The 12948-nt window shown below is 68.8% G+C and carries 18 protein-coding genes and 1 pseudogene; 9 read left to right on the top strand and 10 right to left on the bottom strand.

All coding sequences use genetic code 11. From position 1 onward, the window contains the following. Positions 1-222: 222 nt before the first annotated feature. Positions 223-636: a PIN domain nuclease gene (locus IG08_RS0141030; RefSeq protein WP_030615496.1), complete on the bottom strand. Its 414-nt coding sequence runs from the start codon at positions 634-636 to the stop codon at positions 223-225. Continuing rightward, positions 633-848: a type II toxin-antitoxin system VapB family antitoxin gene (locus tag IG08_RS0141025; protein ID WP_030615495.1), complete on the bottom strand. Its 216-nt coding sequence runs from the start codon at positions 846-848 to the stop codon at positions 633-635. Before IG08_RS0141025 ends, IG08_RS0141030 begins: the two co-directional genes overlap by 4 nt. A gap of 229 nt (positions 849-1077) precedes the next feature. Here IG08_RS0141025 and IG08_RS0141020 point away from each other — a divergent pair, with 229 nt between their 5' ends. Beyond that, a complete protein-coding gene (locus tag IG08_RS0141020) occupies positions 1078-2103 on the top strand; it encodes a DUF6907 domain-containing protein (protein WP_030615492.1) in 1026 nt (341 codons plus the stop codon). Positions 2104-2598: 495 nt separating this feature from the next. Beyond that, positions 2599-2955 carry a ferredoxin reductase domain-containing protein gene (locus IG08_RS0141015; RefSeq protein WP_158812326.1) on the top strand — a complete coding sequence of 119 codons (357 nt, stop codon included), beginning with the start codon at positions 2599-2601 and terminating at the stop codon, positions 2953-2955. Positions 2956-3358: 403 nt separating this feature from the next. On the opposite strand, the gene IG08_RS0141010 is transcribed toward IG08_RS0141015, so the two are convergent. From IG08_RS0141010 to IG08_RS54895, 3 genes are all read right to left on the bottom strand, one after another. Then, positions 3359-4075 carry a GAF and ANTAR domain-containing protein gene (locus IG08_RS0141010; protein ID WP_030615485.1) on the bottom strand — a complete coding sequence of 239 codons (717 nt, stop codon included), beginning with the start codon at positions 4073-4075 and terminating at the stop codon, positions 3359-3361. A gap of 229 nt (positions 4076-4304) precedes the next feature. Then, a complete protein-coding gene (locus tag IG08_RS61785; protein ID WP_234343092.1) occupies positions 4305-4961 on the bottom strand; it encodes a hypothetical protein in 657 nt (218 codons plus the stop codon). After that, positions 4958-5383 (bottom strand): STAS domain-containing protein, encoded by a 426-nt coding sequence (locus IG08_RS54895; protein WP_043456444.1) that lies wholly within the window; start codon positions 5381-5383, stop codon positions 4958-4960. The genes IG08_RS61785 and IG08_RS54895 overlap by 4 nt, the downstream gene beginning before the upstream one ends. 701 nt (positions 5384-6084) lie before the next feature. On the opposite strand from IG08_RS54895, the gene IG08_RS0140995 reads away from it, so the two are divergent. Together IG08_RS0140995 and IG08_RS0140990 are read left to right on the top strand one after the other, a co-directional pair. After that, positions 6085-7149, top strand: coding sequence for a fatty acid desaturase family protein (locus IG08_RS0140995; RefSeq protein ID WP_030615478.1), 1065 nt, complete (start codon positions 6085-6087; stop codon positions 7147-7149). Between the two features lie 74 nt (positions 7150-7223). Further along, entirely contained in the window at positions 7224-7748 is a 525-nt protein-coding gene (locus IG08_RS0140990; protein WP_052425069.1) for a DUF6328 family protein, read from the top strand. 94 nt (positions 7749-7842) lie between these two features. Here the strand turns inward: IG08_RS0140990 and IG08_RS59475 are convergent, their stop codons facing one another. The 5 genes from IG08_RS59475 to IG08_RS0140965 form a co-directional block, all read right to left on the bottom strand. After that, on the bottom strand, positions 7843-8313 hold the full coding sequence (locus tag IG08_RS59475) for a hypothetical protein (RefSeq protein WP_106981120.1): 471 nt from the start codon (positions 8311-8313) through the stop codon (positions 7843-7845). Continuing rightward, positions 8313-8936 carry a hypothetical protein gene (locus IG08_RS0140980; protein WP_030615468.1) on the bottom strand — a complete coding sequence of 208 codons (624 nt, stop codon included), beginning with the start codon at positions 8934-8936 and terminating at the stop codon, positions 8313-8315. Before IG08_RS0140980 ends, IG08_RS59475 begins: the two co-directional genes overlap by 1 nt. A 134-nt stretch (positions 8937-9070) precedes the next feature. Beyond that, a complete protein-coding gene (locus IG08_RS57870) occupies positions 9071-9244 on the bottom strand; it encodes a CsbD family protein (protein WP_078655934.1) in 174 nt (57 codons plus the stop codon). Between the two features lie 33 nt (positions 9245-9277). Next, entirely contained in the window at positions 9278-9439 is a 162-nt protein-coding gene (locus IG08_RS0140970; RefSeq protein WP_030615466.1) for a hypothetical protein, read from the bottom strand. A 118-nt stretch (positions 9440-9557) separates the two neighbouring features. After that, positions 9558-9770: a hypothetical protein gene (locus IG08_RS0140965; protein ID WP_030615462.1), complete on the bottom strand. Its 213-nt coding sequence runs from the start codon at positions 9768-9770 to the stop codon at positions 9558-9560. Positions 9771-10507: 737 nt separating this feature from the next. On the opposite strand from IG08_RS0140965, the gene IG08_RS0140960 reads away from it, so the two are divergent. The 5 genes and pseudogenes from IG08_RS0140960 to IG08_RS0140940 form a co-directional block, all read left to right on the top strand. Then, a complete protein-coding gene (locus IG08_RS0140960) occupies positions 10508-10909 on the top strand; it encodes an ANTAR domain-containing protein (protein WP_078655933.1) in 402 nt (133 codons plus the stop codon). Further along, a pseudogene (locus tag IG08_RS54890) lies at positions 10906-11261 on the top strand (PRC-barrel domain-containing protein). Before IG08_RS0140960 ends, IG08_RS54890 begins: the two are co-directional and overlap by 4 nt. 101 nt (positions 11262-11362) lie before the next feature. After that, on the top strand, positions 11363-11674 hold the full coding sequence (locus IG08_RS0140950; RefSeq protein ID WP_234343091.1) for an ANTAR domain-containing protein: 312 nt from the start codon (positions 11363-11365) through the stop codon (positions 11672-11674). A gap of 74 nt (positions 11675-11748) precedes the next feature. Further along, positions 11749-12537, top strand: coding sequence for a YihY/virulence factor BrkB family protein (locus IG08_RS0140945; protein ID WP_234343090.1), 789 nt, complete (start codon positions 11749-11751; stop codon positions 12535-12537). A gap of 213 nt (positions 12538-12750) precedes the next feature. Beyond that, the coding region (locus IG08_RS0140940; RefSeq protein ID WP_030615451.1) for a DUF1206 domain-containing protein at positions 12751-12948 on the top strand (198 nt) is incomplete at its 3' end.

Raw genomic sequence — 12948 nt, 5'->3', positions numbered from 1 at the left:
GTGGCAGTTCGCCCCCTCGGCGAAGTGCACTGTGCAGCCGCTCTGTTCGTGGATGTCGGCGCCATGGTGTGCGTTGTATGTGCGGCGGAGGGCGCGAACGCGGAGGTCGGCCGGGGCGCAGGGGGGCGATCTCGTCTACGACGGCCCCGCATTCCCCGCTGTGGGAAGCCAGTTCCGCGCGTGCGGGCCAGGTTGAGCTGCCCTGAGTTCCCGCGGGAGGCCCTACCGTCTGAGGTCGATCGTGCGGACCGGCTGTCCTGTCGTCCGGGCGATGGTGTCGAAGTCGTGGTCGTAGTGGAGCAGGGTGAGGCCCGCCTCTTCGGCGGTGGCCGCCACGAGGAGGTCGACGGGGCCTGCGCTGCGGTGTTCGCCCTTGGCGGTGAGCTGTTCCTGGATCACTCGGGAGCGACGGTAGATGCCGTCGGGCATGGGACACCACACGTAGTGGGCGTCGAGTGCCGCCTTCAGCCGTGTGCGGTCCTCGGCCGAGCGGGCGGAGTAGAGGACTTCGAGTTCCGTGAGGTCGCAGATCGCGACGAGGCCGGCGCCGATTCTGTCGTCCCACTCGGTCGTGTTCTGGCCGAGCAGGACGCGGGCGAGGGCGGAGGTGTCGATGAGGTAGTCGGCGACGGTCACGGCCGGTACTGCGCCTTGTCCAGGAGGATGTCGATGTCCAGGGCGCCGTCGGCCACCAGTTGCCGGGCGTCTTCGAGTGCGCGCAGGCGCCGGTAGCGAGCGGTGACCTCGCGCAGGGCGGTGTTGATCGTGTCGCGCTTGGTGGTGGTGCCGAGTTCCTTGGCGGCTGCTTCCAGTGCCTCGTCGTCGAGGTCGATGACGGTGCGGCTCACGATGACCTCCTCATGCACACAGCGGCGTATATCAATATACATGATCGATTGTATATCGTTGGCCCGCACATCCTGGGCGGTCTGTCCTTGGGTGCTGGGCGAGGCTGACGGGCTCCAGCCTGGTACTGATCAACGGGCTCTATGCCCGGAACACGAGTTTAGATCCGTGCGTTCCGTGAACAGGTCAAAACTGCTGGACAAGAAGCCACTCCTATCCCGAGGAGACATCATGTCCAGCGCAACAGTCCTGACCCTCCCGGCCCCCGAGCGCAACTGCCCCGCATGGTGCGCGCAAGACCCGCACGCCGAGGCGACCGGCAGCCACGTCAGCGCCCCCATCCGGCTCGCGGCCCCGGAAGGAGCGAGCCCCGGTATCGAAGTACCGCTGTTGTCCGTGCAGATCGGGCTCGGCCACGACGAGGAGGCGCGTGGTGAACCGTCCCGGCTGTGGTTCTCGGCCGTCGACGGCACCGCCGAACTCGACAGCACCGCCCTGGGCTCGCTCATCGACGGCCTGGAGCACTTCGCGCTGAGCCTGCGCGGTCTGCGGCACCGCTACGACACCGTCATCCGGGGCGGTGTCACCGAGGCCATCGATCATTACCCGTCGGCCACCCATCCGCTTGAACTCGTCGCCCCCTGCCCGCCCTGGTGCCAGTACCGGGACGAACGGGAACACACCCCGAGCGGGCTCCTGGTAGACCACTTCCACGCCGCCCACACGCATGAGATGGAGCTGACGCTCCAGCCCGTGACGCGGGCCAAGGACGGCCCGGAGCCCGAAATCCTCGAACTCGGCCTGGCGCACATGGGGCACGCTCGGCAGCCTCAGATCGACCTCACCGTCGGCGGCGCCGAACGCTGGAAGTACGTCGCCCTCACCTTCGAGGAGGCGGACGAACTGCGGGCCAGGCTGAACGAGTTCATCGCGGACGGGCGTGAGTACGTACAGCCGGAGGCGGTTGCCTCGTCGCAGGAGCTGATCGACTACTGCGGTGTGCGGGTGGTCGAGTGCGAGTCGGCCCCGAAGGGGTTCTACGGGCACGCCGTCGGTGACACCCGCCAGGGCGGCCCGGTGTGGGTGACCGTTCCCAGGGACACCACCGGACCGCGCCTGGAGGAACACGTGACCTCTTTGCTCGCGGAACTCCACGAGAGGGAGCCGAAGCTGATCGCTCACGACGGAACCGAGGTCCGCCAGGCCGGACGGGCACCCGGTGTGCCGGTATGGCCGGAGGACCGGGCCGTGGCGTAGGACCGTCGGAGGGGCGGCAGGGGGCGGTCCGTACGCTCATCGAAGTGCCCGCACCCCTGTTGCTCCTCGCCGGTAGGAACTCCGCTCCGCGAGAGTTCCACTCTGCGATTCCTCTTGGATTGACCTGCTGTGACTCGTGAGGACTCGGCCGCTGTTGCGCCAGGGAAGCCTCGCGGGAGAGGGACCGCTTTTGGGCAACAGCTCACATAGGGCGATCCGGAGGCGCACCTGGATCAAGTCCGGGACTTGATCGTGCCCGCCTTTTCCCGCTTCTTGCTGCTGATTGCGTTCAGGTCACCTGAGGTCTTGGTGGAGGTCATCCCTAGTTGCGTCTGGTTGGCCGGAGCCCTCTGGAGGACCCGGCCAAGGAGGGCATCCCCAGTCGGGCGGCGTGTCGTTGGGCTCTGGGAGCGAGGAACATCGATGACATCCGGGCGCGCCGTCGGCGGGGCCGACGGGTGCGTCTGGCCGCTGAGCACCACGAAAGGAAGCTACGTGCTCACCCTGTTCACCAACCGGTTCCAGGCGTTCCAGCCTTCACAGGGGGTGCCAGTGCGCATCACCCTGGACGGTGTCCGCTTCAAGCTGCCCTACTCTCTCATCCACTCGGTGCGGGAGCTTGCGCCGCGTCGGGACGAGGAAGGCGGTCTGATGGCGGCCGATGCCGCAGGGGACATGCCGTTTGACGAGGTCCAGCGCCGGGCCGTTGAGGAGATCGTGGAGGCAGTCCGCAGCAGGAAGCACCGGCGGGCCGATGTCCTGCTGGAACAGTTCGTGGTGAGTGCCAATCTCACCGCGCTCGGCGCGTTGCGGACAGCGTTGCGGGAACTCGACCCGAACCGGGAGCCGTGAGGGATGTGAACAGACTGCTGCCCGGATCATCGGGGGCGGCCACGAGGTGCGAGGACGGCGCGGGCCCCCATATCGCCGCTTCACACTCACCGTCCTCACCACCCGCTCCGGGTGTGTCCGTCGCCGACCGTAGTCGGCAGAGGGGCGAGGACCCTGCCCGCAGCATGGACCGGGCCCGGACAGGACCGACACCATGCGATTCGGACGACCGCGGGCGGTGAGCCCGTGGGCAGCTCCAGAAGGGTCTTGAAGAGGCGGTCGCCGGCACGGTGCTGGGGTGAACGGCTCGTCGCATGTGGGTAGTTCGCATGCCGGCTCTTCATTGTTCGGTGCCCGCTCAGGGGCGGCATGTTCGGCCTGTGCTCTGATGTGGGCGGTGCGTTGGAGGATCGGTCGCGGGTGGTCAGACGATCAGGCCGTTGAGGGGTTCGGTGCCGTCGGTGAAGGTGCGGGCGAGGTCGGACAGGCGGCGGTTGTGGGCGCGGGCGTAGGCGCGCAGTGCGGAGAAGGCCTGTTCCATGTCGATGTCGAGGCGTTCGGCGAGTTTGCCCTTGGCTTGTTCGATCAGTACGCGGCTGATCAGTGCGGTCTGTAGCTGTTCGTTGAGGATCGTGCTGTGGTGGGTGGCGCGTTGTTGCACGAGGCTGATGGTGGCGACGTCGGCCAGGGCCTGGGCGACGAGTGTGCCTGCCGGGTCGAAGGGGCCGGCGTCGGAGCGGAAGAGGTTCAGGGCGCCGACGACTTCGTCCCGCAGGCGCATCGGCACGGCCTGGACTGCCGCGAACCCACCGTGGTGGGCTTGCGCGGCGAAGCGCGGCCAGCGGTGGATCTCTGTGGTCACGTCGGGGACGGAGATCAGCGCGCCGGTGCGGAAGCACTCCAGGCAGGGCCCTTCGTCGTTCTGGAGCTCGAAGAGCTCCAGCAGGCGCACCTGTTCGCCAGAGGCGGCCATTACCCGGAGTTCGCCGTTGCGGTCGGCGAGCAGTACCCCGACCGCACTCACCCCGAGCATGCCGACACAACGGTCGGTCAGCAGGCACAGGAAGTCCACCAGGTCGAAGTCGGCGACCAGGTTGTCGGCCAGTTCGACGAATGTCTTGGAAAGGAGCTGCTGGTCCATCGTGCGCACCTTCGCGTGGGGACTGGTTTGCGCCGGGGAAGGCGGGATGTGCCATCAGGTGTCATCGTTGCTCTGACCCTGGTTGCTGTGATCTTGGTTCGTGTCCGCAGGCCGGGCGTCAGGCTCTGGATCCCGGCCGACCAGCCTCCAGCCCGCCACAGGGCACCCCTGCCGCCTGCCGCTCATCCACTGGTCCTCACGTGCGTGCCTCATCCTGGTCCTGCGGCGGTCACTGAATCCGTGCATGGTGCGCGACGTCGCCCGGCTCCGCCGCCGTCCGCTCTCCGAGGGGAAGGACCAGGGCCCGCAGCACCGTAGGGCCCGGTGACCTGTAGACCACGCCGATGTCGCGCCATCCCCGTGACCGGAACCCGGCACAGGCCGCACGATGGGTCCGGTCCACCAAGGTCGCGCCGAGCAGAGCCCGGTGGTCGCCCAGCAACTGCTGCTGCAGAGTGTCGGCCAGGCCGTGGTGCCGCTCGGAGGGGCGGACCACGATCTCGCTGATGGCGAAGACCTGTCCGGACGTGGTGAGCTGCTCGACGTCTTGCGGGAGTGGTCCGCGCAGTCCGTTCCACCAGGAGCCGTCACGCGGCACGGGGAATCCGAACGCGCACCCCACCAAGTCCGGTGCCTGCGCGGTCAGCATGGCGAACCCCGGTCGCCAGGTGTCACGTGTGAGACGGCGCAGGAAGTCCTTCCGGCCGCGGTGTTCCCCACCGGGCGCTGTGGCGCAGGACTCTGCGTACAGGTCCGCCAGGTCCTCCCGCAGGCTCTCGGCCTGCCAGCGGTTGAGCCGGCGCAGGCTCAGAGGCGTCCTGCGGGTGGCGGGCCGCCGGTGGTCTGCGCGTTTCCGCGGTCGGCTCGGCCCGGGTGGGGCCGTCACAGCACACCGCCCGGGAGAGCAGTCATGGCCGGAGGGAGCCGGTGCGCGGCCTGGTGCATGGGAGAGGGCCACGGGGGCGGCCGGCTCCCGGCGAAGGCGTCCGGGAGGGCGAGGAAGAGGGATCCGGAGCCGGTGAGGGTGACGAGCCGTTCCAACGCCGGGCTGGGGTGGTGCAGTTGCAGGGATTTTCCGGCCGCGGTTGTGTGCAACAAGGCGTAGAGGAAGGCGTTGAGGCCGCTGCAGTCGCAGAAGGTCACGGCGGTGACATCGACGTCTATGGCGTGGATGCCGTCGCGCAGACACCGCTCCAGGGACGCGTGCACCAGGGGCGCCGAATCCAGGTCGATCTCACCGGCCAGGGTGACCAGCGCCCGGTTGCCGGTGTCGTGCCGGTAGACGCTCAGGGTGGGTGGGCTGCTCATGGGCGGGGTGCCTCGGTTCACGAGACCGTGCCGGGCTCCCGGTACGGTCGTACTGTCGTGCGGGCAGGTGAAGGGCCGAGCCGGCAGCCGGTGTTCCGGGGCATCGGACCCAGCCGGTTCCCTCGGGGATGCGCGGGGCGAGGGGACGAGTGATCCGCTCTCCACAGGCATGTGCGCCAAGTAGTGGTGGCCCGCCGGGGTCTGGGACGTCCGTACCCAGCGTAGTCGTGAGGACGGCCCCGCGGTCGGCCTGGGAGACGGGTACCACGATGTTTACACGGTGGTGATCGGGCGGCTCCGATGCCGTCCCGCCCTGCCCACTCGACATCTGCCGGCCAAGCGGTACGACCGCCTGGTCACGCCCTCTCCGCCCGGAGGCCACTGTCCGCGCAGTCGAGGGCGCCGCTAGGCTGCCCGGTGAGGCCCGAGCCCCCGGCAGCAGCTCAGTTGCTCTGCTCCAGGGAGGCGCGTGGTGCACGCAGGGCTCGACAGCAGCGATGTGCCACGCCCCGGTTCGGCGGCAGAGCATCGAGTGCACCGTGACGTGATTCTTCCGTCGGCCGGTGGCCGACCGTGGTGAGTGCCACCCCGAGATTGCCGACGGCATCCCTGGCCCGCCTTGCGGACCGGCTCCCCCTGGAGGCCCCGTGCGCGACCTGCGTACCCGCGAACTTCACGCCCAGCCACGCAAGGAGTCCCCTGTGACCGTTACCGCTCTCGCGCCCCCCGAGGCCACCCTCGGCGAGGAGTTCGGCAAGGAACTCGACCGGATCCGTTCCGACATCATCGCCGCGCGCGGTGCCGACGACGCGCGCTACATCCATGCCGTGATCGCCGCCCAGCGCGGTCTGGAGGCGGGCGGGCGGCTCGCGCTTGCCGTCTCGCTGTTCCCGCCCGCCTGGGCGGCGGGCACCGCCCTGCTCTCCCTTGCCAAGATCCTGGAGAACATGGAGCTGGGCCACAACATCCTGCACGGCCAGTGGGACTGGATGGGCGACCCGGCGATCCACTCCACGACCTGGGAGTGGGACTTCCTCACGCCCGCCGAGGCCTGGAAGCACACCCACAACCATCTGCACCACACCTGGACCAACGTCGTGGACCTCGACCGCGACCTGGGGTACGTCGTCTTCCGGATGAGCGCCGACCAGGCCTGGCGTCCGCGCCATCTCGCCCAGCCGTTCTACAACTTCGTGCTCGCGCCGCTCTTCGAGTGGGGTATCGCGCTGTACGACCTGGAACCCGATGCCGTCGCCGCCGGCCGCAAGCCGTGGCGTTCCTTCCTGGACGACGTGAGCGGGTTCCTCGCCAAGGCCACCCGCCAGCTCGCCAAGGATTATGTGGTCTTCCCGTTGCTCGCGGGCCCGTCCGCGCTGCCCTGTCTGCTCGGGAACCTCACCGCCAACACGGTGCGCAACCTGTGGACCCACACCATCATCTTCTGCGGCCATTTCCCCGGCGACGTCCAGACCTTCACCGAGGAGCACATCGAGGGCGAGACCCGCGGCGAGTGGTACCTGCGCCAGGTCCAGGGCTCCGCCAACATCGAGGGCGGCCCGCTCTTCCACGTCCTCAGCGGCAACCTCGGCCACCAGATCGAGCACCATGCCTTTCCGGACCTGCCCAGCAACCGCTACGCCGAGATCGCCCCGCAGGTACGCGAACTCTGCGAGCAGTACGACATCCCGTACGTCACCGGCCCGTTGTGGCGGCAGTACGGCTCCACCTGGGGACGCATCCTGCGCTTCGCCTTACCGACCGGCTGAGAGTCTGTGAACTGGCGCGGCATGCTCTGTCCGGCCGGGGACGGTTCCGCAGCCGTCGAGTAGCTTGCCAGGGCATGGCTGAGGAGAATTCCCGTACGCCGCGCGAGGAGACGACGTTGGAGCGGGCCGACCGCAACTACGGCGAGCTGCTCCAGGAGTTGAGGATCATCCAGACCGGGGTCCAGATCCTGTTCGCGTTTCTGCTGACGCTGGCCTTCACCGCCCGCTTCCCCATACTCGATACGGCACAGCGCACCATGTACATCACCACGCTGCTGCTCGCGGTGCTCGCGGCGGCCCTGTTCACGGCGCCGGCCGCCTTGCACCGCACGCTGTTTCAGAGTGGGGCCAAGCCCGAGATCGTCATGATCTCCTCGCTGCTGGCGGGGGCGGGTATGGGCGTCCTGATGCTGGCCCTCACCGGGTGCGTGCTGCTCGTCGTCGACGTGGTGCTCGGCCGGGTCGAGGGGGTGATCGCGGGGAGTACGACGCTGCTGGTGTGCGGCGGCCTGTGGGGGGTGCTGCCGCAGTTCGTCAGGCGGCACGCCGCACGGTCCGAGGCCCGGGCTGTCTCGGAGCCGCCGGCCGGATCGGGCTGAGTGCTTCAGCAGCACACAGCCGCCGGGGTTGACCGGTGTGGTGAACCACACCGGTCAACCCCGGCGGCTGTGCTTCCTGCGGGGAGGACGGTGTTTACCGGCCGGCGGACGCCGACATGTGCAGCAGCCGTTCGGTGATCTCCCGGTACTGCCGCAGCGCGACCCGTAGTTCCTCGGTCTGTGCCTCGGCATCCTGGCCCTGCCAGCCCGATCGCAGGACGCGCCGCTGCTCCGTGAGGGTGTTCGTGAAGTGGGTGGCGACTTCGTCGAAGACACTGTCGGCTTCCTCCACGGCCTGGCGCGGGCTGTCGACGAAGGTGTTCAGGGCCTGTTGGAGGCGCAGTGTGAGCTTGTCGTGTTCGCCCTGCGGGAGCAGTTCCGCGACCGGCTTGCGATCGAGGCTGGGGCGGTCGGGGGTGGTGGCGGGTTCACGCGGTGTGTGAGCGGGTTGGGCGGGAGGTGTCTGAGGGGCCCGCTGGGTCTGCGGTGCCTGCGGGGTGCGCTGCGGAGCGGGATCCGTGCCTCCGGGCTGGGGTTGCCGTGCGGGTTCGGCGTTGTGCGACATCAGGTGCTGCTTCCCTTCGCGGGGCGTCGGTTCAGCGCCCACGGCCAGTGGCCGTTGCCGTCGGGGGACGGCGGGCGGTGCCGGTCGAAGTCGCCGGCCTGTTCGGTGACCAGCGTCTCGAAGAGGCTCCGGGCCCCGATCATGGCCTCCCGCATTTCCTCGGTGTCGCCCTGGCCGTGCGCTGCCGTGTGCACGCTGCGGTAGCCGTGGACATGGGCGGCGTGGTGGACGGAAAGGGCGGCGAGTTGCTCCTCGAACTGCTCGCCGTCGGGGAAGCCGCGGTCCCTCGCCAGGCTGGCAAGGAGTGCGTCGGCCGCGGCGACGGCCTTCTGCGGTGATTCGACGAACTGTTCCTGGACGTCGGCCCACTGAGCCCTGTACTGCGCCCGGTCCTCGGGCGACAACGGCTGCTCCTGGAGGGCGCCGTGCTGCTTGACGCGCTCGCCGAGCTCCCGCTCGGCCGCCTTGGTGTCGCCGTCGTGGTCGGTGACGGCACGGTCGTACTCGGGTCCGAATCGGTGCTTCAGCCCGCGCCCGCCGCCATCCCGGATGCGTCCACGTCCGATGACGAGGACGGTGACCGCCGCGATGACGATCACGGCGATGATCACGATGGTGAGCATGGCGGCCTTCTCTGGCTCTCGGCTCCTAGGTTGTTCGGCTTCATTGCCGTTCCCGTCACTTCCTGTGGGCTGATTCCGCGTCGGCCTGCCAGGTGGTGTCCACGCGACGTGGGCACCACCCGGGGCGTTTGTGGTCAGGGCCTGAAGGCGTCCTTGGCCTTGTCGCCGGACTGCTTCAGGTTTCCGGAGACCCGGTCGGTCCTGCCCTCACGCTGCAGTCGCCTGTTGCGGGTGCTCCGGCCGATGCGTTCGGTGACCCGGCCCTTGAACGCCTGGGTCTTGTGCTTGATCGTCTGTCCGACGCTCATGGCCGGCCTCCTGTTTGTCTGCTGAAGTGGGGACTACCTGCGGCTGAACCGGCGCCCTCCACCGCCGCGCCCGCGCATCGCGAAGCCGGCTATCCAGACGACCAGCAGTACAGCGGCGACCCACCAGAGCATCTGCATGGTGAAGCCGAACCCGAACACCACCAGGATCAGCAGAAGGAGAAGAATCCACATCATTGCCGGGCCTCCAGATCGCGGAAAGTTTCTGAGTTCCGCGGGGTCCGGGCGAAGCGGGGGAGGTGGAATGCTGCCGCCGAACAATCCGGAGTGGCATAGCCCTACGCCGTGCTGTCAGTCAACGCCCGACGACTTCCCCTGTCAACGCGGTGTCTACACGGGGGAGTTCTGCGAGCTGGGCCGGGGTCGTTGGGGTGAACGGAGCCTCGGCGGGAGCTTCGACCGGCTCGGCCGGCGGCCCGGGCAGGACGTGGTCCTCCCACCAGGACAGGCCCATCACGGTGGCGAGCAGGACGAAGGGGGTCGAAGCCGTAAGGATCAGGGCGTACATGTGTACCGCCTGCAGTGGTATGCGTGCGACGCGGCGGGCGGCGGATCGTTGCCCGTCTGGGGCGCATCAAGGTCGCGCAGGGACAGCGTGGCGACGGCGGGTGCGGCCCGTTGGGGGCGGGTGCGGTTCCGGCACTGATGCGCGAGGTGCACCCTCGAAGGAGCGCGAGAAGTGATCGACGCTGCCGGGGGCTCGGGCCGTACCGTGCACGCTAGCCCTCACCGCACTCCCTGGGCAGACGGCAAGCGGCCATGTGTTCCGGTTGGCTGACCGTTACATGGGGCGCTATCCGCAACCTCTGGGCAGAGCTACGCTGTTCGAACTGGCCCCGGCCCCCGGCAGTGATGTCTTGTTTCCGCTCCGGGGAGGCCCGCTGTGTTCGTTCTGCTTCTCATCGTCGCCCTGATCTTGTTCGGCTTCGGGTTCCTCAACCCCCTCTGGTGGCTGGCCGCGGCGGTGTTGGTCTTCGGTTCCACTCGCTACGGCTCGCGATCGCGGTGGAGGTCGGGGCCGCGGCGGCGGTTCCGGTTTCGGGGAGTACCGGGACTACGTGAACTGCCGGGAGCGTCAGGACCGCTGGGACCGTCGCTACAGCCGTCAGCACTGGGCGCGCTGGAGGCGCGAGGACCGTCGGGACCATGAACGTCGCGGGTGGCCGATGAAGTTGCCCGGTATCCAGAGTTCCGGTGTGGCTTCAGCCGCTCCGGGCGCGCGGACATCGTGGAGAGGTTGATGCCATGCACCGCACAGTCATGGTTCCGAGGAGTTGGTGGGATCTGAGGGCCGAGGCCTCGGTGGAGGACCCGGCGGGTCAGGATGTCGTGGCGCTGCGCGCCGAGATCGATCAGCTGCGGCGGGCGCTGACCGGCCGTCCGATCATCGATCAGGCCTGCGGCATGGTGATGGTCCTGGCCCCCTGCCGCCGTGAGCCGGCCAGGAACCTGCTGGTGGACATGGCACGGCAGTGCAACGCCAAACTTCCGGAGGTGGCCGCGGCCGTGGTCGCCGCCTGGGAGGGTGAGCCGCTCCCGCGGCTGATGCAGCGGGCGCTGCGGCACGCACTGCGGCGGCTTTACGCGGAAGACCGGGGGTGCAACTCACCACTGACAGAGGAGCCTTCCGGAAGGGGAATGCCATGATTCACACAGCCGATGTCCGCGAATGGCGTGGCCGTGACGTCGTCGACAGCGCAGGTCACAAGATCGGTGTGCTGGAGGCGGTCTATGTGGACACCACCACCGACGAGCCGGCCATGGCCACGGTACGGACCGGGCTGCCCACCCGGCACCGTCTGCTCTTCGTCCCCATCGAGGACGCCATCGTCGGCCCGGGCTGTCTCAAGATCGACTATGTCAGGGCGCTGGTGAAACAGGCTCCGTCGATCGGTACCGACGACGTGCTGCCCGCCGACCAGGAGGAAGCGATCTCAAGCACTACGGACTGGCCTACAAGCCCGGTGCGGCCGGCGAGAGGCAACTGGCGCGCCGCTGACCGCTCATGAACACGATGACTCCGTTGTGAGGGCTGTGTTGTGAGGTACGTACCATGCACCAGCTGACCACGCCCCGTGAAAACAGCGTCTGTTGACGGCTGTGCCCTCGGCAGACGATGCGGCTCTGCTGGCCGAGGTCGTCGAACTACGCGCCAAGAACGAGCAGTTGGAGCAGGCGCTGGCCAGCCGTGCGGTGATCGACCAGGCGCGTGGCATGGTGATGGTCCTGGCGCCGTGTTCCCGCGAGCAGTCCTGGGGCCTGCTGGTGGACGTGTCGCAGCACTGCAACGTCAAACTCCGCGACGTGGCTGCGGCCCTGGTCGCCACCACCAAGGGCCAGGAGCTCCCCGAGGGGATACGGCGCGAGTGGCGTCGCGCGTTGCGGCGCCTTCACGCGCTGGAGCGGCGGTGACGCTCTCACGTTCACGGCTGTCAAAGTCTTCAGGGGCTGCGGACAGCTCATCTCTGCCGGCACGGCTGTGTCGTGTGTTCCGCGGTTCGCCGGCCGGGCGGGGATGGCGGCTGAGCCGAGAGATCGAACTGGGGCCGAGGTCGCTGGGCTTCGCGGCGCTCGGATTTCTCACGCTGGTCCCCCTGTTGATCGTCGTCTCCGCGACCGATCCGGAGCACGGGCAGGGGTTCGCGCAGTGGCTGGGGGACGGGCTTGGTGTGTCGAGGGCGGCCAGGGACGAGATCGGGCAGCTGTTCGCCCGGCCGGGCCAGGTACTGGAGACCACGACCGCTTTCGGTCTTGCCGCGCTCGCCGTCTTCGGGCTGACCTTCGGGGCGGCGGTACAGCTGGGCTACGAGAAGGTCTGGGAGCTGCCCCCGGCGCGCTGGTATGCCAGATGGCGGCAGGTGCTGTGGCTCGCCGTGCTCCTCGGATCCCTGTACCTGACCGCCACCACCACGCTGTGGCGCCATTCGCCGGCCGGCACGCTGGCCGCGACACTGAGCGCCGTCCTGTTCTTCTGGTGGTCGCAGCGGATGCTGCTCGGCGGGCGGATCGCCTGGAGCGCCCTGCTGCCAGGCGCCATGGCAACGGCGCTCGGGCTGCTCGGTCTTCGGGTCTTCTCCCGTCTCGTCTTCTCCCCGCTGATCGCCTCCAGTGCCGTCACCTACGGCCCCTTCGGAACCGTCCTGGTCGTCCAGTCCTGGCTGGTCGGTGTGGGCGTCGTCGTCTACGGCGGTGCACTGGTGGGCCGCCTGCTGCACGAGGAACTCCCCCGCGTGGCACAGGCCCTGAAACAGCGGGCCCGGCGACACCGGTCCTGAGGTCCGGACAACCGCGCGGAGTAGCCCAGGCGCCGACAGCGGGCCCGGGCCGGGAGTGGCCAGTGCTGTGCCGGTGACGACCCTGACGTTGGCCGACAGCTCAGCCGGTTCCGCTCCGGCCGTCGCTCGTCGACCGCTCGCATCAAGTGCCCGGCCCCGGGCACTCAGGAACGGTGGACGCGTACCGCGCGCCCACACCACGAGGAGGACATCGTGACGTCGTCCAGCACACAAGGGCGCGGCCAGGCCGTGAAGTCCGCGGCCCGTTCCACCCAGAACGAGACGCTGTCTGCCGCGGGGCGGGCGGGCTTTGTCGCACGGGGTGTGGTGTACGTCCTCATCGGCGCCCTTGCCCTGCAGATCGCCCTCAGCAGCGGCGGCGAATCGGCCGACCGGCAGGGCGCGCTGGCC

It is taken from the genome of Streptomyces fulvoviolaceus (genome assembly GCF_000718165.1).
Taxonomy (GTDB): Bacteria; Actinomycetota; Actinomycetes; order Streptomycetales; family Streptomycetaceae; genus Streptomyces; species Streptomyces fulvoviolaceus.
Note: the sequence above shows the minus strand (reverse complement) of the source record. Positions and strands in the feature narration are given on the sequence as shown.